Source organism: Brevundimonas sp. TWP3-1-2b1, assembly GCF_049896165.1.
In the GTDB taxonomy this organism is placed as follows: domain Bacteria; phylum Pseudomonadota; class Alphaproteobacteria; order Caulobacterales; family Caulobacteraceae; genus Brevundimonas; species Brevundimonas subvibrioides_B.
On sequence record NZ_JAFCTT010000014.1, the window covers coordinates 1 to 21002 of the forward strand.

19 protein-coding genes and 1 pseudogene are annotated in these 21002 nt (G+C 64.1%); 8 read left to right on the top strand and 12 right to left on the bottom strand.

The window, feature by feature from the left end; all coding sequences use genetic code 11:
- Positions 1 to 107: 107 nt before the first annotated feature.
- Positions 108 to 554, bottom strand: a complete 447-nt coding sequence (locus tag ACP7AB_RS13380; protein ID WP_426046158.1) for a hypothetical protein — start codon at positions 552 to 554, stop codon at positions 108 to 110.
- A 219-nt stretch (positions 555 to 773) separates the two neighbouring features.
- Entirely contained in the window at positions 774 to 1055 is a 282-nt protein-coding gene (locus ACP7AB_RS13385) for a hypothetical protein (RefSeq protein ID WP_426046159.1), read from the bottom strand.
- A gap of 96 nt (positions 1056 to 1151) precedes the next feature.
- Here ACP7AB_RS13385 and ACP7AB_RS13390 point away from each other — a divergent pair, with 96 nt between their 5' ends.
- The gene (locus ACP7AB_RS13390; RefSeq protein WP_426046160.1) at positions 1152 to 1607 is read left to right on the top strand and encodes a hypothetical protein; all 456 of its coding nucleotides are present in this window, start codon (positions 1152 to 1154) and stop codon (positions 1605 to 1607) included.
- A gap of 580 nt (positions 1608 to 2187) precedes the next feature.
- A complete protein-coding gene (locus ACP7AB_RS13395; protein ID WP_426040179.1) occupies positions 2188 to 4179 on the top strand; it encodes a TonB-dependent receptor plug domain-containing protein in 1992 nt (663 codons plus the stop codon).
- A 154-nt stretch (positions 4180 to 4333) separates the two neighbouring features.
- Here ACP7AB_RS13395 and ACP7AB_RS13400 read toward each other — a convergent pair whose 3' ends face one another.
- Both ACP7AB_RS13400 and ACP7AB_RS13405 read right to left on the bottom strand, forming a co-directional pair.
- Positions 4334 to 4549, bottom strand: a complete 216-nt coding sequence (locus ACP7AB_RS13400; RefSeq protein WP_425988407.1) for a hypothetical protein — start codon at positions 4547 to 4549, stop codon at positions 4334 to 4336.
- A 112-nt stretch (positions 4550 to 4661) separates the two neighbouring features.
- Complete coding sequence (locus ACP7AB_RS13405; RefSeq protein ID WP_425988404.1) at positions 4662 to 5048, bottom strand: response regulator; 387 nt, start codon at positions 5046 to 5048, stop codon at positions 4662 to 4664.
- Positions 5049 to 5621: 573 nt separating this feature from the next.
- Here ACP7AB_RS13405 and ACP7AB_RS13410 point away from each other — a divergent pair.
- Both ACP7AB_RS13410 and ACP7AB_RS13415 read left to right on the top strand, forming a co-directional pair.
- A complete protein-coding gene (locus tag ACP7AB_RS13410; RefSeq protein ID WP_425988401.1) occupies positions 5622 to 7112 on the top strand; it encodes a DUF305 domain-containing protein in 1491 nt (496 codons plus the stop codon).
- A gap of 538 nt (positions 7113 to 7650) precedes the next feature.
- Positions 7651 to 9240 (top strand): response regulator, encoded by a 1590-nt coding sequence (locus ACP7AB_RS13415; protein ID WP_425988398.1) that lies wholly within the window; start codon positions 7651 to 7653, stop codon positions 9238 to 9240.
- Between the two features lie 84 nt (positions 9241 to 9324).
- On the opposite strand, the gene ACP7AB_RS13420 is transcribed toward ACP7AB_RS13415, so the two are convergent.
- The 4 genes and pseudogenes from ACP7AB_RS13420 to map all read right to left on the bottom strand — a co-directional run bounded on the left by ACP7AB_RS13420 (position 9325) and on the right by map (position 11576).
- Positions 9325 to 9798, bottom strand: coding sequence for a GNAT family N-acetyltransferase (locus ACP7AB_RS13420; RefSeq protein WP_425988395.1), 474 nt, complete (start codon positions 9796 to 9798; stop codon positions 9325 to 9327).
- A gap of 37 nt (positions 9799 to 9835) precedes the next feature.
- The gene (locus ACP7AB_RS13425; RefSeq protein ID WP_425988392.1) at positions 9836 to 10009 is read right to left on the bottom strand and encodes a hypothetical protein; all 174 of its coding nucleotides are present in this window, start codon (positions 10007 to 10009) and stop codon (positions 9836 to 9838) included.
- Positions 10010 to 10232: 223 nt separating this feature from the next.
- Positions 10233 to 10658: pseudogene (locus ACP7AB_RS13430) on the bottom strand (JAB domain-containing protein); the annotation flags it as partial.
- Positions 10659 to 10757: 99 nt separating this feature from the next.
- Entirely contained in the window at positions 10758 to 11576 is an 819-nt protein-coding gene (gene map, locus ACP7AB_RS13435; protein ID WP_425988389.1) for a type I methionyl aminopeptidase, read from the bottom strand.
- 142 nt (positions 11577 to 11718) lie between these two features.
- Here map and ACP7AB_RS13440 point away from each other — a divergent pair, with 142 nt between their 5' ends.
- Complete coding sequence (locus ACP7AB_RS13440; RefSeq protein ID WP_425988386.1) at positions 11719 to 12474, top strand: competence/damage-inducible protein A; 756 nt, start codon at positions 11719 to 11721, stop codon at positions 12472 to 12474.
- Between the two features lie 49 nt (positions 12475 to 12523).
- Here the strand turns inward: ACP7AB_RS13440 and ACP7AB_RS13445 are convergent, their stop codons facing one another.
- The 3 genes from ACP7AB_RS13445 to ACP7AB_RS13455 form a co-directional block, all read right to left on the bottom strand.
- Positions 12524 to 14062: a DEAD/DEAH box helicase gene (locus tag ACP7AB_RS13445; protein WP_425988383.1), complete on the bottom strand. Its 1539-nt coding sequence runs from the start codon at positions 14060 to 14062 to the stop codon at positions 12524 to 12526.
- A 449-nt stretch (positions 14063 to 14511) separates the two neighbouring features.
- Positions 14512 to 15189, bottom strand: a complete 678-nt coding sequence (locus tag ACP7AB_RS13450; RefSeq protein ID WP_425988380.1) for a DUF1345 domain-containing protein — start codon at positions 15187 to 15189, stop codon at positions 14512 to 14514.
- Positions 15189 to 16754, bottom strand: a complete 1566-nt coding sequence (locus ACP7AB_RS13455; RefSeq protein ID WP_425988377.1) for a carboxylesterase/lipase family protein — start codon at positions 16752 to 16754, stop codon at positions 15189 to 15191. Before ACP7AB_RS13455 ends, ACP7AB_RS13450 begins: the two co-directional genes overlap by 1 nt.
- Positions 16755 to 17093: 339 nt before the next feature.
- Here ACP7AB_RS13455 and ACP7AB_RS13460 point away from each other — a divergent pair, with 339 nt between their 5' ends.
- Both ACP7AB_RS13460 and ACP7AB_RS13465 read left to right on the top strand, forming a co-directional pair.
- Positions 17094 to 19241 (top strand): malate synthase G, encoded by a 2148-nt coding sequence (locus ACP7AB_RS13460; RefSeq protein ID WP_425988374.1) that lies wholly within the window; start codon positions 17094 to 17096, stop codon positions 19239 to 19241.
- Between the two features lie 283 nt (positions 19242 to 19524).
- On the top strand, positions 19525 to 19908 hold the full coding sequence (locus ACP7AB_RS13465) for an AprI/Inh family metalloprotease inhibitor (RefSeq protein ID WP_425988371.1): 384 nt from the start codon (positions 19525 to 19527) through the stop codon (positions 19906 to 19908).
- 26 nt (positions 19909 to 19934) lie between these two features.
- Here ACP7AB_RS13465 and ACP7AB_RS13470 read toward each other — a convergent pair whose 3' ends face one another.
- Entirely contained in the window at positions 19935 to 20120 is a 186-nt protein-coding gene (locus tag ACP7AB_RS13470; RefSeq protein WP_425988368.1) for a hypothetical protein, read from the bottom strand.
- On the opposite strand from ACP7AB_RS13470, the gene ACP7AB_RS13475 reads away from it, so the two are divergent.
- Positions 20119 to 21000 (top strand): ABC transporter ATP-binding protein, encoded by an 882-nt coding sequence (locus ACP7AB_RS13475; protein WP_425988365.1) that lies wholly within the window; start codon positions 20119 to 20121, stop codon positions 20998 to 21000. The two genes, ACP7AB_RS13470 and ACP7AB_RS13475, sit on opposite strands and share 2 nt — an antisense overlap.
- Positions 21001 to 21002: the final 2 nt, after the last annotated feature.

The following is a 21002-nucleotide window of genomic DNA, read 5'->3' on the forward strand; positions in this document are numbered from 1 at the left end:
CGCAAACTCGCGCCGGATCCTCAACACCGTCTCCAACACCAACATCCCGAACTCGCCGCCTGACATCCGCCAAGCAGCCATCGTTAGACATCAGGAATGAGGGGTCCTTATTCGACGCCGATCACCCCGCTAACGGGGTCCCTTTTCCACGCCGATCCACAATCCGGCAGGTTGAACTCCGCGAACTGATCGACCTGCGGGACCTCATCCAGGATGACAATCCACCGTTCGCGGTTGGCGAAGAACGGGATAGCGAAGAAGGCCGCTTGGGTGATGAATAGGATTTCGGGGCCTTCGTCGGCGTCGTTTAGGTGTTTGACGATGGTCGAAATCACGTCGGCAGCGACGTCGCCGTGGATCACTCTCTGGCGAACCGAGGGGAGTTTGCCGAGTTCGTCGGCGACGGTCCGGTCGATCAGATTTTTCGTCGGCTGAGCGATCAGAACCTTCCTGCCACAACGGGCCAACTCGTGGGCCTTCCTGACAATGGCGTATGTCTTGCCCGCGCCCGCTAAGGCGTCGAGATAGTATTTTAGTCTTGATTTGAGTTGCATGATTGATCCTTGAATGAAAAGAGCCCGCCAGAGGATGGTGGTCCTGGCGGGCTCTCTCGGATCATTCATGCGCGTAGAGATATGGAGGTCGCGGAACCTACCATTCAGACATCAAACCATCCGAGTTCCCGTCTGGTCCGCTACCTGACTTGATCTCAACTGTATTTATACCACGCGATGTCAGCCCGACCCTAAAATGAAATGGCACGAAAGCTTTGACTAGGCTGTCAGTCGTTCTCCCCATCTCAGCTTGAAATGGACAGCGTCCGTCACCTCGACGAACTCTACCGTTAGGGTTCCCCTGAACTCGTCTCGGTCGGTTTCGAACTGCCCTTCTGCGAACTCATCGACCCAGGCTTCGATCTGATCGAATAGGACGTTCGGTTCACCGGCGAAGAACGCCCGAGCCTCAGCGGCGGTCTGGAAGCCCAAGACGACGAACGCGAAGGGGTGGCCGGTGTAGGGCGATAACGGCAAGGGAGACGGGGGCTCTTCGGTCAATTGAATGGGTCACAGACGTCGGCGGCGACAGAAATGTGATTTTTGACTTACGTGTTGAGAGTCAGCGATCATGCAACTCCTGCAAGGAGTGGGCTGATGGAAGCTTCATCAATCGTCGAGGCCGTCAACGACCTTTGGATCGATGCGAAAGGGATTGGCGACTATCCCCGCGTGCTCGAATGCACCGCCAATTTTCATGGACTGAACCCCGTTCTTCTGGATCGCAAGTTCCGGGAGACGCACGGAAGACCCGAAGCGGTCCTGCCACTCAAAAGGGCGGGCCAGCTTCGTGAGTTAGGCTTCCGACGAAAGGCCAAGCAGCGACTGCGGTATCATCTGAGCAAGGGGCACCGCATGGATGAGCGGCTCCTTCACCGCGTTGGGCAGCGGATCGTTCGTAACAACATGACGCTGTATTTTGTCGGACTCTGGTGGGACCAATATGGCGGATACCTGTTTGTCCAGGAGTCAGACCCAAGGACCCTGACTATCTCGTTCAAGGAGGGAGCAGACCTTGGCGACGTGTTGCGATTTGAGACGCCAAATCCTTGATGTTCGTCCATCCCTCTCGCCCGGCCAATCAACCGATGTAGGCCATCAGATCGAATTCCGGCCCCTCGAATAAAATTGACGTCATGGTCGTCTTGCCACGAAGGAGCATCGGCCCGTTCAGCAGCATGCTGGTGATCGATCCGGCCCACATCGCGGCGGCAACCTGTTAGCAAGAATCCAACGGAAGGCTCGCGTTAATCTCGAACCTGGACTTGCCCGCAGCCCTGTAATGGATGGACCGGGGGCTACCAGTTGCCGCCTGTGGCGGACACCAAAAGTTTTGCGGAACGCACATTATCTGTCCACGAGCAGCTCCCGGAACATCGTCAGTGCGGCCTCTGCGAACCTCCGAGAAGGATGGAGAGCGCACCTTGATGCCAGGGCCATAGTCGGACCTGCCGAGCCGTGTGCGTTCCGATGCGTGAATGGTGCAAAGGGACACATTGAGGTCAAGCCCCCGGTTCTGCTCTGACCCTCTGGTTGCGAGGCCGTCGCAGAGAGCCTAATCGCGGCGGACAGATAAGCGACAGCCTTCACTGCACCGTGGCGAGCCTCGCTGCCAGTTTCACCGTGAGTCCTCATGACCGGCTTGAATCCACGCTCGCTCGCTTCAACAGCCGCATGCGCGTTGCTCTGGCTTATGTCTGGCACCGCCGCGACGGCGCAGGACGTTCCGGCCCCGGAATCGGTTGAACCGGAAGAAGAGGCTGAAAGCGAGTTGGACGATGTGATCGTTCAAGCAACACGATCCCGTCGCCGGGTCCAGGATGAGCCCGTGAGGGTCGAGGTCGTCTCGCAGGAAGAGATCGAGGAGAAAATCCTCATGCGTCCCGGCAACATCTCCATGGTCCTGGCGGAAACTGGCGGGTTGCGGATTCAGGTGACCTCGCCGAGCCTCGGATCGTCAAACGTCCGCGTTCAGGGGATGCGCGGTCGCTACACGCAAATCCTCGCTGACGGGCTACCCCTTTACGGGGGGCAGTCGTCATCATTCGGACTGCTCACCATTCCGCCGAGCGACCTGAGGCAGGTCGAGATCATCAAGGGTGCGGCGTCCGCCCTTTACGGCGGTTCAGCGTTGGGTGGCGTCATCAACCTCGTGTCCCGCCGACCGGATGACTCCTCCACCGCCGAGATCACATTGAACGCGACCACTCGCGACGGTCAGGACTTCGCGGCCTACGGCGCGACGCCGCTGTCGGACTCGTGGGGCGGTTCACTCCTTACGACATTCAACCGCCAGACCATCCAAGACCTCGATGGTGACGGTTGGGCCGAGATGGCGGGCTACGAGCGCATCAGCGCACGGCCTCGCCTGTTCTGGGAAGGTGATAGCGGATCGACCGCCTATTTCACTCTGGGAGCGTTGCACGAGGAACGTGAGGGCGGGACCGTTTCGGGACGTGTTGCGCCGGACGGGTCGGCATTCCCGCAACTTCAAGACACGACTCGCTTTGATGGCGGCCTCGTCTTTGAACGAGCGATGGGCGACTGGGGCTTCGCGCAGTTCAGGGCCTCGGGGGTCAGCCAAGATCACCGGCACCAGTTCGGATCGCTGGTGGAGGAGGACGAGCATCGGACCATATTCGCAGAAGCGTCGATTTCCGCTGATTGGGCAGACGCATCTTGGGTCGGCGGACTGGCTGTTCAGGAGGATGACTATCGCTCCGAAGCCTTTCCGCAGTTTGACTACACGTTCACAACCCCGGCTCTCTTCGGGCAGGTGGAACGGGACTTGTCGAACGATCTCACCCTCGCCGGAAGTGCGCGTCTCGACGCGCACAGCGAATACGGAACACAGATCAGCCCCCGCATATCGCTCCTCTACAATCCTGGACCTTGGACAGTCCGGGCCTCCTATGGGCAGGGGTTTTACGGCCCGACGCCATTCGTAGAAGAAACCGAGGAGTCGGGCCTTTCTCGCCTTGAGCCATTGGCAGGGCTGGAGGCCGAGACCGCGCAAACGACTTCCATCGATTTCGGCTACGCGGCTGGCCCCTTCGAAGCCAATCTGACGTTCTTCGGGTCCGACATTCAGGACGCGGTTCAGCTAAGGGAGGTCGCGCCCGATCTGGTGCGCCTCGTGAACAGCACAGGCGCGAGTCGCACACGAGGTGCCGAAGCCCTGCTGCGCTACCGACTGGAAGGCTTCACTCTCACCGGCAGCTACGTTTATGTCGATGCGACCGAGCCTGACCCGTCTGGCTTTGGCCGCCGAGCGACACCCCTTACGCCTCGCCACTCCGGCAGCGTTGTCGCGATGTGGGAAAATGAGGAGCGGGGCAGGATCGGGCTCGAAGCCTACTACACCGGGCCTCAACCGCTGGACGGCAACCCATATCGGACGGAAAGCGAATCATACCTTGAAGTCGGCGCGTTGGTCGAAGTCGTCGTTACGCCCACGGTGCGGGCCTTCGTCAATCTGGAGAACATCCTTGATGTTCAGCAGACCGATTACGACCCGCTCTTGTTGCCGCAACGCTCCCCCGCTGGGACGTGGACGGTTGACTCGTGGGCTCCGCTGGAGGGCTTCGTTGTCAACGGGGGCCTAAGGCTGCGCTTCGGGGGATGAGCCGCTTTGCTCTGAAAAGCGGACATGGGAAAGTTTTGCGGAACGGATGTTACCGGTCCGAGAAATAGACCCATAATCCGAAGACATAACGGGTCCAATCTGGACCCCGCAAATGTCTGGGATGGTGGCTAGCGGACTCTCTTTGATCCTTCGGCTAAAGAGGAAGGACGAACACCCGCTCGTAGCCCTTGTGCCCGTCCTTAGTCGGCAACACCAAAAATTCGTTTCCCGTAGAATTGATGATGTCTCGCGTCAAAACGTTGAACAATTCGGCCTGACCATCCTGTCTAATAATAATCACCCCGTCGCCGACCGGCTCAATGCGGAAGGCGGGGTCGGCGCAGCGGAATTTGTCGATTAGACGATCCATACATCAAGCTGCACAGCAGTAGCACTAGATGTCCAGCGTAACCGTTCTAGTCATAGTTGGCGTTCTTGGGTCGCGGGTCGAGATTCTTCAATCTTCATCATGCCTTTGGCGACTACGGTATCGATGGCTCGGTGTTCAGAAGCGTTGCAACCGCGTTTATGATTTGCGCTGAGACGAATGGCTTACTCACGAGAATGCTATTGGGGACGCCACGGGCTGCCCACTCGTGCGCGCTGTCCCCGGTCACATAAACCACCGGCAAGGTCGGGAACTTCTCGCGGGCGTTCCGAGCCACATCCCAGCCCGTCAGTTCTCCGCCGAGGTTCACATCGGTTATCAGCGCACGGCAGTTCTGGCCGTGCTCTCTAAACAGCGTCACCGCCTCTTCGGCCGACATCACCGACTTGTGGTCGAAGCCGCCGTCTTCAAGTGCATGCTCGATGGTCATGAGGATCAGAGCCTCGTCGTCAACGACGAACACGCACACGGAATCCGACATCAAAGTCTCATTTCATTCAGGCGCAGGCTTAACCCCAGCCACTTTGGCTGGTTGCGTCCTTTTCCCTTAAATTTCCGTCATCTTCGACGTCGTCTGCAACGGGTCGAACCCGGCGGTTGGCGATCTGCCCCAAACCAGACGTTGGCGTCACCGCCACAAACCAGATGCGCCGAACTGTTGAGGGTGGAGGTCACTCCTCGTCTCGCGCGCCGATAGCGGACATCATTGCATCGTCGGGCTGGCGGTAACGCTTCTATCTACGTTCGCTGGCGAGCGGTCGGATACAGTGGCCTCTCCCGATATTATGGGATGTGAGGACGGATGTGCCGTGGTCGCTACAGGTTGGCCTTTAATCTTTGTCACCGATTATATTGTCTTGTCGGTCGCTAAAACTGCCAACATATGGGCGGTCGGTTCGCGCCGGATCACGTTTATTGGCTTTCTTTCCCCTTCAACTCCGAGCATAGACCGTCGTATCGCCCGTTGCGACACGCCTTGTGGTTCGTTTGTTGACTGGAACTGGGTTCTCGTCTCTCACAGACCGCTGATATTTCCCGCGTCTCGCGTGGATATATGCGCAAGCAGGGCATTTGGTGTTTTTCCAAAATGCAGATGACCGCCCAAGCCTCACGCATACCGGTGCTTGCACTCGGGCTGTCGGCCATCGCAACGGCGGCATGGGCGCACGTCAAATGGTTTGAAGCCTATGAGGTCTCGGCAGACCCGGTTCCGATCACGACCACCCTTGTGCTTCCTGCCTTCTGGTTTGCCGTCGCGCTGGTAACGGCCTTCTTTCTAGCAGCCACTGTTCTCGAACGCCGAGCACCCGGTCAGGCCGCCACCCGCATTCTCGACACTGGAACTCGGCTGCTGCGCGATCATGCAGACGCCTTCATGATCGCGGTGATGGCCGCGTTCTTCGTCGCGCTTTTTGCTGTCGGCGGCTCCTACCTGACGCCCGACCTCAAAACAGAATCTGAGCTTCTACCGTGGGCGCAATTGTTGATCGGCATTCTGCTGATCTGGCGACGCACTCGACCAGTGGCCGCGGTCATGATCGTCCTCCTGTGGGCCGTCGCGCTCGCGAACTATGACCTCTTCCACCTTTATGACTATCTCGCACTTGGCTTGGGGCTGGCGGGGTATCTGTTCCTGTCGGGACTGAAGGATGGGAAGTGGCATGACCGACGCTTCGCGGTGCTGCGCTGGGGCATTGCACTGGCCCTCATGTGGTCCAGCATGGAGAAGTTCATGTATCCGCAGTGGTTCATGCCGCTGCTGGAAGAGAAGCCTTTCCTAGCCTTCGGAATACCCTTTGAGCCGTATACGACGATGGCCGGGGTGGCTGAGTTTACCCTGGGCTTCGGGCTTCTGTGGACATCGCTCGTGCGACGGCTCTCGGCAGTCGCGCTGTTCGCGTTGATGTTCTCGGCAGTCTACCCATTTGGCCGTATCGACATGATCGGCCACGCGACCATCTTGGCCGGTCTGCTGGTCGCCATTGCAGACCCTATGCGTCATCACGCCTTCGAAGTGACGCCCCGTGATCACCGCGCAACGTGGCTCGTCCCGGTCGGCCTCGTTATCGCATTGGCCATCACTATGCTGTCCTACGCTGGCCAGCACTACGTTATCTATCGCGTGCTTGAAGGCCCGTTCGCAGCACTACTGCGGCCCGAGTCGCGGGAGATAGTCACCCAAGGCGGTGTCGCTCCTGGCGGTTTCTGGCGTGGCAATGAGCACTACCATGGCGATGAAAACTCGACCGCCGCGCCGGAGGCTGGGGCGTCTGCGGCCATGATGCGGTCCATGGATCGCATGCACGCCGAGATGAACGAACTACAGGTAACCGGCGACCTAGATCGGGACTTCGTTGCCCTTATGGTTCCTCATCACCAATCCGGTGTGGACATGGCTCGGGTGTATCTGGAAAGCGGCACCGATCCTGAGCTTCGGCGGCTGGCCGAGCAAATCGTCAGCAGCCAAGAGGCTGAGATCGGTCATATGAAGGCTGAGGTCGGCGGGGGTTCAAGCGCGACTAGTCCGGCCCACGCGGGGCACTAGCAGCGGGCAGACTTCATTGCCGATCCATTCCTCGGTTTTGCGGAACGCACACTACCGGTCGAGTTCGAGGCCCCGAAATATCGTTAACGAAGTTGACCGGAAGCATGCCGCGAATTCATGCATGTCTTTAACCCACATAACGTAGATTGGCGCGGGTTTCCCCAAGGTAAGCGGTTTTCGCCGCCCCCCACAGCGCGCCTGCTGGCATGCGATCATGACAACCTCAGCCCGATCATCGCTCGGTGACGACGAGCGGCTACCAGTCCACATTTATGGACTGGACCTTCTCTGTCGCCCTGTCTGGGTTTTTGACCCACTCGCCGAGCGTAAGCTCTACGCGAACCCAAGCGCGATTGCTCTCTGGGGAGCGGACGATCTGACTACCCTTCGCGCACGAGATTTCTCTGTGAAAAGTGAGTCGGCACGCACGCGAACTGAGCAGACTTTTCTCGCGGCTCAGAGGGGGGAGCACAGGTCAGAGGTTTGGACATTTTATCCAAACGGAAAGCCTGTCTCGATCAGAGCCGTCTCAAGCCTGATGCCGTTGCGAGATGGCTCGGAGGCTATCCTGTTCGAGGCTTCCAAACTGGAGGAATCCGATACGGAATACCTCCGCGCACTCGAAGCCGTGCGTCAGGCCAGCACGCCGATTTCTCTCTACGATGAGCAGGGTAGCGAACTCTTTGGCAATCCGAGCGCGGCGCGAACCTACGATGTTCGCGGGAGATTTGAGGACAGATGCGAGGACGTCAGCGCGGCCCGAAAGGCTTGGACATCGGCGAAGACCGGCGGTTTCAAGGGGCGTCTTTGGATGAACACCGAGGGCGGTTCGGTGTGTCATGAGGTATGGCTTCAGCGAACTGTCGATCCCATCACCGGAGCCGTCGCGATCCTCTCGTATGAGACCGACGATACCGGCAAGATCGCCGCTGAAGAACACCTTGCGGAGCAAATTACCGCGCTTGAGCTTGCGACGACAAAAGCCAACGAAGCCAATGAAGCCAAGAGCGTCTTTTTGGCGAACATGAGCCATGAGCTTCGCACGCCGCTCAACGGCGTCGTGAGTTTGGCCGACCTTCTTTGCCGGTCCGAACTGTCGCCGACGCAACGTGAGGCAGCGGAGTTGATACGCACGTCTGGTCGCAGCCTCGAACATCTGCTGGCGGACATTCTTCAGCTTGCCCAGATCGAGGCGGGTGAGGTGGCCATCCTTGCCAAGCCATTCGACGTCGCACTGGTTGCCAAGGATGTCACTGACCTGCTGCGGCTGAAAGCAGAAGAAAGCGGTTCGACGCTTGATCTCCGCATTGATCTTCCGGCCGGTCACGGGCGCGTAGGAGATGGGCTGCGGTTTCGTCAAATCCTGACGAACCTGATTTCAAACGCCGTGAAATTCACCGTCAAAGGCTCCACGTCGGTCACGATTGAGGAGCGTGGATTGGGAATCCGCCTTCTCGTCAGAGATACCGGAATCGGGTTCAACGATGAACAAAAGGGCCGCATTTTCGAGCGGTTCCAGCAGGCGGACGGGTCGATCACCCGTCGTTTCGGCGGCAGTGGATTGGGCCTCGCAATCACCTACAGCCTCGTTGAGAGGATGGGGGGCGAGATAGGTTGCGAGAGCAGCGTCGGCGTTGGTTCCACATTCTGGGCTGACCTGCCGTTTGCAGTGGCTGACTTAGCCGTTCCGGCTGCGAGCCAGATTTCGAACGGAGGAGACCTCGAAGGTCTGAAGGTGCTGGTCGCCGATGATCATCCGGTCAATCGCCGGGTCATCGAGATGATCCTCGAACCTCTCGGCGTTGAAGTCATTGCGGTTGAAAATGGGGCAGAGGCCGTCGAGGCTGTGCGCGAAGAACCTTTTGATGTGGTTCTCATGGATATGCAGATGCCGGTCATGGACGGACTTGAAGCTACGAAGACGATTGTCGCCACGGAGGGTCCGCCGGTCATAATGGTATCCGCTAACGGCCTCCCTCAGCACGTCGAAGCAGCATTGGAAGCTGGCGCAGTCGCTTTTGTGACCAAGCCGATTCAACCAGCCGTTCTCATCGAAACCGTCATAGCCACGGTCGAGCAGGAGCCACAGGTGAACGGGAAAGCCACGGATGCCCCACAGGTCGCGTAGACGGTCTCATGGGGCGCGGCACGGCGCGCAACGCATCGAACGGCTGCTTCCCCGTATCGACACCGGGTCACCCAGCAGGAAGCGTTAGAGGCTCTTGACCATCCGGTAGTTGCGGAAGGTCTGCCCGCGTAGTTCGACGTCTTGTGGCGCTATGATCTCGAAGCCGTTGCGCTCGAAGAACAGGCACGCGGTGATGCTGGCCTCGGTGAACAGGCGGTCGATGTCTTGCTCATGGGCACGTGCATGGATGTGTTCCAGCAGCGCGAGGGCGACGCCTTGCCCTTGGTGATCGGCATGGACGAACAGCATGTCGATGTGGCCGTCCTGTTCCAGATCGCTGAAGCCGACGATCTCGCCGTCTGCTTCCGCCACATAGGTCGGACGGCTACCCAGCCGGGTTGCCCAATGCTCGCGGTTCATGGCCACCGGCGCCCATGCCTCGATCTGGGCCGGGCTGTAGTCACGGCTGGCCACCTGTCGCACCGATCCGGCGAATAGGTCGATCAGCGTATCGAGGTCGGCCTCGTTATAGGCCCTGATGTGAACTGCTGCGCTCATGGGGGAGCGACTGCCACAGGTGACGCTCCACGGCTACTCAGGGCCGTCTCGGACGCACGAGCCGGGGCTGCGCCTCTTCCAGATCGGCAATGGCTTCATACTGGAAGGCGATGCGCAGGTAATGCTGGCGGTGCTCGACCACTGAGGTCACGCCCGCCTGTTCGCGCGCTCTCATCGCCCGCTGCCGATTGTAGCTGATCCCGAAACTCATCCGGCGCAAACGGCGAAAGAGCGGGTCGGCTCCTTAACCAAGAGGCATTTTTTTGGGGGACGGCGGCCTCACGGATTTCAGGCTGTAACCTTGCGCTGCGGGTGGCGGCCTCTGTTCCAACTTCTTCCAGCGCATCAGTAGCTCCCAGCCCTCAAGCTTCGACCAAAGCGGTCCGCAGGGGTTCCCCGTATGACCGATCAACGATTCTGCGAATCGCACAGCACCGGTCGAGATAGAGGACGCGGAACTGCTCGCGCGGTTCGTGCTGGAGGGCGACGCGGACGTAGGCGAGCAGGGCGGTCCAGGACGAGATGACGGGCCGTTTGACGGTCGGTTCCCTGGCCACGCGCCGGGCGACCTCGTGCAGGGCGGCGAGGTCCAGGGCGGTCTCCATGCCGACGCCCTTCGTGCGGCCCCGGGCGTCCTCGGTGCGGACGGTCATCAGGTCCTCGACCGAGGCGGCGAGGACGGCGGCGAAGGATCCGAACCGCGACAGCAGGGCCTTGGCGATCGGCTTCACGTCCCCCTGCGGCTGGCTGCGGAACAGGAACAGCTCCAGCAGTTCGTAGTCGGGCAGGTGATGCAGGCCGGCGGTGCGGGCGCGCTCGCGCAACCGTTCGCGGTGTCCCGCATGATGCGGGACGACCATGGCGGCGGCCGTTGTCGGTTGATCGCCCTGATACGTCACGACGCCCCCTGCTGACACGCAGTCAGGCTAACCGGTGGCGGGCGCGGTTCAAGGGGGTTTCTAGTTCGGGTTGAACAGGCCGGCCGGGCTGGCGGTGAAGATCTCGCAGCCGTCTCCGGTCACGCCGACGGTGTGCTCGCACTGGGCGGACAGGGACTTGTCGCGGGTCACGGCGGTCCAGCCGTCGGACAAGACCTTCACGTGCGGCTTGCCCAGATTCACCATCGGCTCGATCGTGAAGAACATGCCGGGCTTGAGCACCGCGCCCTCGCCCTTGCGGCCATAGTGCAGGACGTTGGGGCTGTCGTGGAAAAGGCGGCCGATGCCGTGGCCGCAGAAGTCGCGCACCACGCTCATGCGGTTGGCCTCGACGTGGCGCTGGATGACGAAGCCGATGTCGCCGAAGGTGTTGCCCGGCTTCACCTGCTCCAGCCCCAGAGCGAGCGATTCATAGGTGACGTCGACCAGCTTCTTCACGCGAGGGGCCAGGTTGCCCACGGCGTACATGCGGCTGGAATCGCCGTGCCAGCCGTCGACGATGACGGTGTGGTCGATGTTGACGATGTCGCCGTCCTTCAGCACCCGGTCGCCCGGGATGCCGTGGCACACCACGTGATTGATCGAGGTGCAGACGGTCTTCATATAGCCCTTGTAACCGAGGCAGGCGGGCAGGCCGCCGTTGTCCAGGGTGAACTGGCGGATTCGGTCGTCGATCTCCTGGGTCGTCACGCCGGGCACGACGAACGGCGTGATCATGTCGAGCGCCTCGGCCACCAGACGGCCGGCGACCCGCATGCCTTCGAAATCCGCAGGCTCATACAGACGGATGGCGCTGGTCCGCGTGTAGGTATCTTCAGCCAGCTCGGGCGTTTCGTACATTCGAGGGTCTCGGGGTCTCGGGGTCGCGCTGGTCAGCGCCGTCGGGGATTAGATGGGCAGTGTAGCACGCTTCCTCAAGCCTTTTCAGCGGCTGTGACAGCGAGACGCTTGTCGGCTGGCCCCGGCGGAGTAGGTGTGGCCCATGACCCACGCAGCACCGACCGCCGCCGTCCTGATCATCGGCGATGAAATCCTGTCCGGGCGGACGGCCGACACCAATCTGAACACCATCGCGCGGTTCCTTGGCGCGCTGGGGATCGACCTGCTGGAGGCGCGAACGGTCGGGGATCGGCCGTCGCAGATCGTGGAGGCGCTGAACGCGCTGCGCGCCGGGCACGACTATGTCTTCACCACCGGCGGGATCGGCCCGACGCATGACGACATCACGGCGGACTGCGTGGCCGAGGCGTTCGGCGTCGGCATAGCGGAACGGGCCGACGCGCTGGCGATCCTGGAGCGGCGCTATGGCGACGAACTCAACGAGGCGCGCCGGCGAATGGCGCGGATCCCGGACGGCGGCGGGCTGATCGCCAATCCCGTGACGGATGCGCCGGGATTCCAGATCGGCAACGTCTTCGTCATGGCGGGGGTGCCGAAGATCATGACCGCGATGCTGGAGGACGTGGCGCCCAGGTTGCGGACCGGGGCGGTGGTGCATCATCGGACGCTGAGGGTCACCGGCGTCGGCGAAGGCGCTATCGCGGCGCCCCTGGCCGAGGCGGCGAAGGCGGACCGCGACCTGTCGTTCGGCAGCTATCCGTTCGGGGCCGGGTCGGACGGCGAGCTGGGCACGAATCTGGTGGTGCGCGGCCGGGATGCGGCGAAGGTCGAGGCGGCAGTCCAGACGCTGGCGGGGACGCTTGGCGCGGCCGGGATCGCGACGGCGCTCCAGACATGAAAACGGCGGGCCCCTCGCGAGGCCCGCCGTCCCATTTCAGTTCAAAGCATCAGGCCTTGGCGACGTAGCCCTTGCCGCCGTTGGACGGGCGACGGCCGCGGGGGCGGCGGCTGATCTCGCCGTCGGGCTTGGGCGCCGCGACCGGACGGTTGGCGTTGGCGGCGGAGCGGGCGCGGTCGGCGGCCAGGGGATCGAACGGGGTGACGCTGACGATCGAACGGTCGCCGTTGTGGCCGCGGTTCTGATCGCGTCCGCCATCGCGTCCGCCTTCGCGGTTGCCGCCCGGAGCCGGCTTGCGCTGGCGATGCGGCTGGCCGCCGTGAGCCGGCTTGACGCCGTCGCGACGCGGGTTGCGCGGGCCGCGATCGCCACGCGGACGATCCTCGCGGTCGGGCATGGTGGCCTTGGTGCCGACGCCGGCGGCCATGATCGACTGGTCCAGCAGGCCCAGCGACTTGTCGTTGCGACGGTCGGTGGCCGGGATCTTCTGGCGGGTGACCTTCTCGATGTCCTTGAGCAGCTTCATCTCGTCGCCGGCGACGAAGCTGATGGCCGACCCGTCGGCGCCGGCGCGGGCCGTCCGGCCGATGCGGTGGACGTAGGCTTCCGGCACGAAGGGCAGTTCGAAGTTCACGACGTGGGAGACGCCGTCGACGTCGATGCCGCGGGCGGCGATGTCGGTGGCGACCAGAACGCGCAGCTTGCCGGCCTTGAAGGCGGCCAGGGTGCGTTCACGCTGGGGCTGGGACTTGTTGCCGTGGATGGCTCCGGCCTGGACGCCGCCGGCCTCCAGATAGGCCGCGACCTTGTCGGCACCGTGCTTGGTCTTGGTGAAGACCAGGCAGCGCGTGTAGTTGTCGTCGGCGAACATCTCGGTCAGCAGGGCGCGCTTGCGGCCCTGTTCGACGTGGACCACGGACTGGTTGATGCGCTCGACCGTGGTGGCCTGTGGGGTCACCTGGACCTTGACCGGATCCTTGAGCAACTCGCCGGCCAGCTTGCCGATTTCGGTCGGCATGGTGGCGGAGAAGAACAGGTTCTGGCGCTTGGCCGGGATGCGGCTGACGATCTGGCGGATCGGCTTGACGAAGCCGAGGTCCAGCATCTGGTCGGCCTCGTCGAGGACGAAGATCTCGGTCGAGGACAGGTCCAGCGTCTTCTGCTGCATGTGGTCGAGCAGGCGGCCGGGGGTGGCGACGAGGACGTCGAGGCCGCCCTGGATGGCGCGTTCCTGCGGGCCGTATTTCACGCCGCCGAAGACGACGGCGACCTTGAAGCCGAGGTGGCGGCCGTAGGTCTTGAAGCTCTCGGCGATCTGGCTGGCCAGTTCACGCGTCGGCGACAGGATCAGGCAGCGGGTGGTGCGTGGCAGGGGGGCGACGCGGTTTTCGGCCAGACGATGCAGGATCGGCAGGGCGAAGGCGGCGGTCTTGCCGGTGCCGGTCTGGGCGATGCCCAGCAGGTCCTTGCCGAGCATGACGTCGGGAATGGCCTGGGCCTGGATCGGCGTGGGGATGGTGTAGCCCTCGGTCGTGAGGGCTTGCAGCAGGGCCTTGTTCAGGCCGAAGGATTCGAAGGTAATGCTCATGGGAGCCATGTTTCTTTCGCGTATGCGGCGACGCGCATCAGCCATGGCTCAACGCCGATAAGGCCGCGCACCGCCAGTCCCGACGGAGCACCAGAGTGGGGCTCGCGGGGTGGATCGGGCGCCGCCCCGCGTGTCCGGGCAGCGAATGAATCTTGAGGGTCCGGCGGCTACTACAGTCAGGTCTTCGCTCGGGAGCAAGACCCACACGCGCTGGAGACGCCGGGGATCGCAATTGTGCGACGCAGCGCAAATGGGCGCACACTGCGGCGAAGTCAAGGCGGAGGGCTCTCGTCTCCTCCCTGTAGCGCAGCGATGGGGAGGTGGATCCGTAGCGAAGCGGAGGAGACGGAGGGGCTCTTCGCTGCGGCAAGAACCCCTCCGTCGGCTCGCGAAGGGCGCGCCGCCACCTCCCCATTCGCCAAGCGGCCAACGGGGAGGAGACGACCGGCCTAGATCAAACTCACCGCCAGATTGACCGCAAGGGCCACCAGGACAGTGTTGAACACGAAGGCCGTGACGCTGTGCACTGTCGAGAGCCGACGCAGACCCCGGTCGGCGATCTGGACGTCGGCGGTCTGGGAGGCGACGCCGATGATCAGGGAGAAGTGCAGGAAGTCCCAGTAGTCCGGCTCGGTCTCGCCCGGGAACAGCAGGCCGCCACGATCGCCCGTCTCGTCCGGCGCATAGAAGCGGTGGGCGTAGTGCAGGCCGAACAGGACGTGGACGAAGAGCCAGGACGCGGCGACGGTGCCGAGGGTCAACAGGGCCTCGATCCCCTTGTCGATGCCCGCCGACGCCGTGGCGGCCTCGGAGATGACCAGGGCGACGCTGGCGGCGGCGGCCAGCAGGCTGAGCGGGAGCACTGCGACCCCGGCCTCGTCCAGTTCGGCCGCCCGGGCGCGGATGGCTTCGACCGACTGCGTCCGGGCCAGCTTCAGGAAGGTCAGCAGCAGGAACAGGGCCACGCCCGCATCCCAGCCTGCCGCGAGCCGCACGGTCCAGCGCCACTCGACCGGGGCGGCGAGGGTGATGACCGCCGCGGTCGCCAGGCCCGCCAGCAACACGCCATGCAGGCGCAGCACCCGGAACGGCGGGCGGGCTTCGGGCGGGGCGGGCGGCTGGGCCATCAGGTTCCGGGCTGGATGTAGGGGATCGCCGCGAACAGGCGACGTTCGGCACCGCGCGGATCGTCCTCCATCCGGGGCGGCGCGTCCATGATCATCGTCTGGCGGCGGGTCAGATCGTAGGGGGCCCAGCTCGGCAGGCCGGGGTGGTTGGGGTCGCCGTCGCGGGCCAGGGCGACGAAGGCCTTCGACAGGCGGTCGGCCATGCCTTGCGCCTCCGGTCCCTGGGCGCGGCTGCCGGTCGCCATGATGGTGTCGAGCGCCAGGGGGATGTCGTCGGTGTGCATGGCGCCGCGTCGGCCGCCGTCGATCGGGGATGTCCAGTCCAGTTGGTAGACCCAGGCCGGGGTTCCGGCTGCGGCGCGGGCCTCGGCCTCGATCACAGCGCCGCGCCATGAGCGGGCGGCCGTGGTGGCGGAGAAGAAGACGTCGGACGGGGAGTAGGCGGGATAGATCCGGCGATAGGCGGCGATGACGGGCTCGGGGGCGACGTCGATGCGGAACTCCCGGTTCGTCATCTTGCCGGGCAGCTCGTCCCAGGTCAGGGCGAAATTGGCCGGATCGCCGCCGAGGAAAGCGCGGGTCTCGTCATGGGTGTTGCCGATGATTATCGGGATGTGCGCCGACTGCAGAGGGGCGTCGGGATAGAAGGGGTGACGCGTCAGGCTGCGGTTATCGAGCACCGGCCCCCAGTAGAGGCCGCCGAAACCGAGCACCGGATCGGTCGCTTCGGAGGCCTTCAGCAGATCTTCGACCGGCAGGGTCGCGGCCTCGGCGGCGCGGTCTTTCGGCAGGCTGAGGGCGTCGAGCCAGGCCTCGGCGCGGCGGCTCGCGTTCCAGGGGCCGGAGGCGGTGACCTGCTGGCCGCTCATGGTGGCGGCGCGGTGGAACAGGCCGGCGGCGGCCGGCGTGGCCATCATGGTCGCGATCTTGGCCCCGCCGCCGGACTGGCCGAAGACCGTGACGCGGGACGGATCGCCGCCGAAGGCTCCGATATTGTCGCGCACCCACTGTAAGGCGAGGTGCAGATCGAGCTGTCCGGCGTTGCCGCTGTCGAGAAAGGGCGCGCCGGCGATGCGGGCCAGATAGGCGTAGCCGAACAGGTTGAGCCGGTGGTTCAGGGTCACCACGACCACGTCATTGCGCGTCGCCAGCCGCGTCCCGTCGTAGAGCGGACTGGAGCCCGAGCCGTTCGAATAGGCACCGCCGTGGATATAGACCATGACCGGCCGCCGGTCGCGGTCGAGGCCGGGCGACCAGACGTTCAGGAACAGGCAGTCCTCGGACTGATTGGCTTCAGTCCCGCCCTGCGGGCTCGCGGGCCCATAGGCGAAGGCCTCGGCAGGGGCAGTCCATGAGGTCGGGCGGACGGGCGGCTGGAAGCGGCGCGGTCCGGTGTCGGCGCCGTAACGCAGGCCCTTGAACACCGCGACGCCGCCGTCCGTCTGGCCACGCACCGGCCCGTTGGTGGTGGCGACCACCGGGTGGTCGGATTGAGCGAAGGCGGGCACGGCGAGCGTGGGCAGGATCAGGCCGGCGGCGACCACGGAACGACGCGAAACACTCATCTCAACCTCCGTGCACCCCGGCCCCCGGGTCCGGCTTGCCGGCCCGAGGATAAACTTCGGCCGGGGTCCAGATCGCGGATGCCGAAGGTTGGGATCGGGCTTCGGTCTTGCTGATCATCGGACTGTGTCTTCCATCTGGACCCCGGCCTAAGTTTATCCTCGGGCCGGCAAGCCGGACCCGGGGGCCAGGGTGCACGGAGGGGGAGGGTAGGGCGGGGAAGGGGGTTCTGTCACCGGTGTCATCCGCATCGGCCCTTGCAGCCCCGCTGGCGCTCCGCTCTACTGCGATCACGCATTGTTACAGGCCGCCTCCCCAGCCGGTCTGCGCTGGAGATCCGCATGACCCACCATGACCGCGCCGGCCTGTCCGTGGCCGCCGAACTGGCGAGCTTCATCGAGGACGAGGTCCTGCCGGGGCTCGGGATCGGGGCGGACGGGTTCTGGACCGGCGTGGCGGAGGTGTTCGCGAGGTTCACCCCGGAGAACCGCAAACTGCTGAAGCGCCGGGACGACCTGCAGGCGCGGATCGACGCCTGGTATCTCGGCCGCAAGGGTCAGCCGCACGAACCGGCGGGGACCGAGAGCTTCCTGCGCGACATCGGCTATCTGGTCGACGAACCGGCGCCCTTCTCGGTGACGACGGAGCGTGTCGACGATGAACTGGCGCGGCTCGCGGGGCCGCAGCTGGTGGTGCCGATCCTCAATGCGCGCTTCCTACTGAACGCTGCCAATGCGCGGTGGGGCAGCCTGTACGATGCCCTCTACGGCACCGATGCGCTGGGCGATCTGCCGCCGGGCGGGGCGTATGATGCGGCGCGCGGGGCGCGGGTCGTGTCGCGGGCCAGGGCCTTTCTCGACGAGGCGGTTCCGCTGGAGACGGGATCGTATTCTCAGGTGACGGGCTGGTCGGTGGCGGCCGGCAGGTTGAAGCCGGGGCTCAGGGATCCGGCTCAGTTCGTGGGCTATCTGGGCGAGCCGTCGGCGCCGTCCTCGATCTTGCTGGTCAACAACGGGCTGCACGTCGAGCTGGTCATCGACCGGTCCAGCGCGATCGGCGCGGCGGATGCGGGCGGCCTGTCGGACGTCGTGCTGGAGAGCGCCCTGTCGACCATCTGCGACCTCGAGGACTCGGTCGCGGCGGTCGATGCCGAGGACAAGACGGCCGCCTACCGCAACTGGCTGGGGCTGATGCGGGGCGACCTGTCGGCCAGCTTCCAGAAGGGCGGGCAGACGCTGGAGCGGCGGCTGGAACCGGACCGCACCTTCGCCGCGCCCAATACTTCAGAGGGGGGCGGCGGGGCGGTGACGCTCAAGGGCCGGTCGCTGCTGTTCGTCCGCAACGTCGGCCATCTGATGACCAATCCGGCGATCCGCCTGCCGGACGGGACCGAGGCGCCGGAAGGGATTCTCGACGCCATCGTGACGTCGCTGATCGCGATGTACGACCTGAAGGGCATCGGCGCCTTCACCAACTCCGGCGCGGGGTCGGTCTATATCGTCAAGCCGAAGATGCACGGGCCGGACGAGGCGGCCTTCACGAACAAATTGTTCGATGCGGTCGAGGACCTGCTGGATCTGGCGCGGCATACGGTCAAGGTCGGGGTGATGGACGAGGAGCGGCGGACCTCGGCCAATCTGGCCGCCTGCATCCATGCGGTGAAGGACCGGATCGTCTTCATCAACACGGGCTTCCTCGACCGCACCGGCGACGAGATCCACACGGCCATGCAGGCCGGGCCGGTGGTGCGAAAAGCCGACATCAAGAGCTCGAAATGGATCGCCGCCTACGAGGCGCGCAACGTCGCCATCGGCCTGTCGTGCGGCCTGTCCGGGCGGGCCCAGATCGGCAAGGGGATGTGGGCCGCGCCCGACCGGATGGCGGACATGCTGGAGCAGAAGATCGGCCACCCGCGGACCGGCGCCAACACCGCCTGGACGCCCTCGCCGACGGCCGCGACCCTGCATGCGCTCCACTATCACGCGGTCGATGTGTTCGCGGTCCAGAAGGACGTGGCAGGGCGGCCGACGCCGGGGCTTGGGGATCTGCTGACCCCGCCGCTGGCGAACGGGGCCAACTGGTCGGAGCAGGAGGTCGCTGATGAGCTGGACAACAACGCCCAGGGCATCCTCGGCTATGTCGTGCGCTGGATCGATCAGGGGGTGGGCTGTTCCAAGGTGCCGGACATCCACGATATCGGGCTGATGGAGGACCGGGCCACGTTGCGGATCAGTTCGCAGCATATCGCCAACTGGCTGCTGCACGGGGTGTGCACGGCGGCCCAGGTCGATGCCGCCTTCCTGCGCATGGCGGCCAGGGTGGACGGCCAGAACGCGGGCGATCCCCTGTACCGGGCGATGGCGCCGGACCCCGATGGGTCGCTGGCCTACCAGGCGGCGCGGGCCCTGGTGTTCGAGGGGGTGGAGCAGCCGAATGGTTACACCGAGCCCCTGCTGCATGCATATCGGCTCAGGGTAAAGGCGGGCTGATCCGGCCTTGTCATCCCCGACGAAGCGAAGCGGAGATCGGGGACGAGACAGGGCCTTTCGTTCCCTCCCGGTCAGTCCGAAGGGCTGAACCGGGAGACGGCTCGTCGGCACTCGGCCTTGGTCCGGTTCGCCGATGGCGCCCGGACCCGGACGTTGGCAATGAGCGGCGTCCCCGATCTCCGCTTCGCTTCGTCGGGGATGACAATGGTCGTTACTGGAGGTGAGATAGGCGCCTTGCCGCCGCCGCGATCCCGGCGGAAGCTCCCCGCCAGAAGAGGAACGCATGACCCGTGACCGATCCATCATCTGCGCCGTCGCCGGAGCGATCCTCATGACCGGCTGCGCCGCGCCGGCGTCCTCGTCGGAGCCGCAGGGCCAGGTTCTCGCCGTCGATCAGGTCGCCGGCTTCTGGTCCCTGCGCGGACCGGGCGGGGCGCGCTGCCAGGTGTCGCTGGCCAACCTCGTGATCGACGGCGTCCGGCCGGTGCTGGCCGAGAACTGCGGCATCCCCGCAGCGACGCGGGCGAAGAGCTGGCGCGCGACGGCGAATGGGTTCGAGATCCTGGGGGCCGACGGGGCGGCGATCATGGCCTTCCGCCGCACGGGCGAGGACTCCTTCGAGGCGACCTCGGGCGGCTTCACGCTCAGCCGGGCGCCGATGTCCTGAACTGAATGCGGCCTCTGCCGGATTCGTCAGAATTCTGCATAGCCGTGCTGGTCGAAATCGCCGCGAAACGGCGGTCTCTGCATGGTCGAAATCACCGGGAACTCACTGATCGGCGCCCGGCCCTGCATTTCCGGCAAACCGTGACTCAATCGTAACTTGCCGAGCGCCCGACCGGCGTGACAAGGTCGCTTGACTGTCAGGGGGCTGCTCATGCTTACGATCAAGAATCTCGTCCACGTTTACGGCAACGGGACGCGGGCGCTGGATGATGTATCCCTGAGCGTGCCGAACGGCATGTTCGGCCTGCTGGGTCCCAACGGCGCGGGCAAGTCGACGCTGATGCGGTCGATCGCGACCCTGCAGACCCCGACCTCGGGCTCGATCGACTTCGACGGTATCGACGTGATCAAGGACCCGGAGAAGCTGCGCCGCACCCTCGGATACCTGCCCCAGGATTTCGGCGTCTATCCGCGCGTTTCGGCCTACGACATGCTGGATCAGATGGCTGTGCTGAAGGGCATCGCCTCGGGCAAGGATCGCAAGGAAACCGTCGAGACCCTGCTGCAACAGACCAATCTGTGGTCGGTGCGCAAGAAGGCCCTGGCCGGCTTCTCGGGTGGCATGCGCCAGCGCTTCGGCATCGCCCAGGCCCTGATCGGCAATCCCAAATTGATCATCGTCGACGAGCCCACGGCGGGTCTGGACCCGGAGGAGCGCAACCGCTTCCTGAACCTGCTGGCCGAGATTGCGGACAATGTGGTCATCATCCTGTCGACCCACATCGTCGAGGACGTGGCCGACCTGTGCCCGCGCATGGCCGTGCTGGCCGGCGGCAAGATCCAGCTGGAAGGCGCGCCCGCCCACCTGATGGCCCAGCTCAACGGCCGGGTGTGGAAGAAGACCATCGACAAGGAGGCGCTGGACGATCACCGCGCCAGACACGAGGTCATCTCGACGCGTCTGTTCGCCGGCAAGACGGTGATCCACGTCCTGGCGGACAGTCGTCCGGGCGAGGGCTTCGAGCCCGTGCCGGGCGGGCTGGAGGATGTCTATTTCTCGACCCTGTCAGCCTCGCGCAAGGTCGCGGCGTAAGA

What these genes read in the sequence shown, in the direction of transcription:
- ACP7AB_RS13380 (WP_426046158.1), bottom strand. Translation starts at nt 554, where the DNA reads ATGCAACTCAAATCAAGACTAAAATACTATCTCGACGCCTTAGCGGGC.
- ACP7AB_RS13390 (WP_426046160.1), top strand. Translation starts at nt 1,152, where the DNA reads ATGGAAGCTTCATCAATCGTCGAGGCCGTCAACGACCTTTGGATCGAT.
- ACP7AB_RS13395 (WP_426040179.1), top strand. Translation starts at nt 2,188, where the DNA reads ATGACCGGCTTGAATCCACGCTCGCTCGCTTCAACAGCCGCATGCGCG.
- ACP7AB_RS13400 (WP_425988407.1), bottom strand. Translation starts at nt 4,549, where the DNA reads ATGGATCGTCTAATCGACAAATTCCGCTGCGCCGACCCCGCCTTCCGC.
- ACP7AB_RS13405 (WP_425988404.1), bottom strand. Translation starts at nt 5,048, where the DNA reads ATGTCGGATTCCGTGTGCGTGTTCGTCGTTGACGACGAGGCTCTGATC.
- ACP7AB_RS13410 (WP_425988401.1), top strand. Translation starts at nt 5,622, where the DNA reads ATGCGCAAGCAGGGCATTTGGTGTTTTTCCAAAATGCAGATGACCGCC.
- ACP7AB_RS13415 (WP_425988398.1), top strand. Translation starts at nt 7,651, where the DNA reads ATGCCGTTGCGAGATGGCTCGGAGGCTATCCTGTTCGAGGCTTCCAAA.
- ACP7AB_RS13420 (WP_425988395.1), bottom strand. Translation starts at nt 9,798, where the DNA reads ATGAGCGCAGCAGTTCACATCAGGGCCTATAACGAGGCCGACCTCGAT.
- ACP7AB_RS13425 (WP_425988392.1), bottom strand. Translation starts at nt 10,009, where the DNA reads ATGAGTTTCGGGATCAGCTACAATCGGCAGCGGGCGATGAGAGCGCGC.
- map (WP_425988389.1), bottom strand. Translation starts at nt 11,576, where the DNA reads ATGTACGAAACGCCCGAGCTGGCTGAAGATACCTACACGCGGACCAGC.
- ACP7AB_RS13440 (WP_425988386.1), top strand. Translation starts at nt 11,719, where the DNA reads ATGACCCACGCAGCACCGACCGCCGCCGTCCTGATCATCGGCGATGAA.
- ACP7AB_RS13445 (WP_425988383.1), bottom strand. Translation starts at nt 14,062, where the DNA reads ATGAGCATTACCTTCGAATCCTTCGGCCTGAACAAGGCCCTGCTGCAA.
- ACP7AB_RS13450 (WP_425988380.1), bottom strand. Translation starts at nt 15,189, where the DNA reads ATGGCCCAGCCGCCCGCCCCGCCCGAAGCCCGCCCGCCGTTCCGGGTG.
- ACP7AB_RS13455 (WP_425988377.1), bottom strand. Translation starts at nt 16,754, where the DNA reads ATGAGTGTTTCGCGTCGTTCCGTGGTCGCCGCCGGCCTGATCCTGCCC.
- ACP7AB_RS13460 (WP_425988374.1), top strand. Translation starts at nt 17,094, where the DNA reads ATGACCCACCATGACCGCGCCGGCCTGTCCGTGGCCGCCGAACTGGCG.
- ACP7AB_RS13465 (WP_425988371.1), top strand. Translation starts at nt 19,525, where the DNA reads ATGACCCGTGACCGATCCATCATCTGCGCCGTCGCCGGAGCGATCCTC.
- ACP7AB_RS13475 (WP_425988365.1), top strand. Translation starts at nt 20,119, where the DNA reads ATGCTTACGATCAAGAATCTCGTCCACGTTTACGGCAACGGGACGCGG.
- ACP7AB_RS13470 (WP_425988368.1), bottom strand. Translation starts at nt 20,120, where the DNA reads ATGAGCAGCCCCCTGACAGTCAAGCGACCTTGTCACGCCGGTCGGGCG.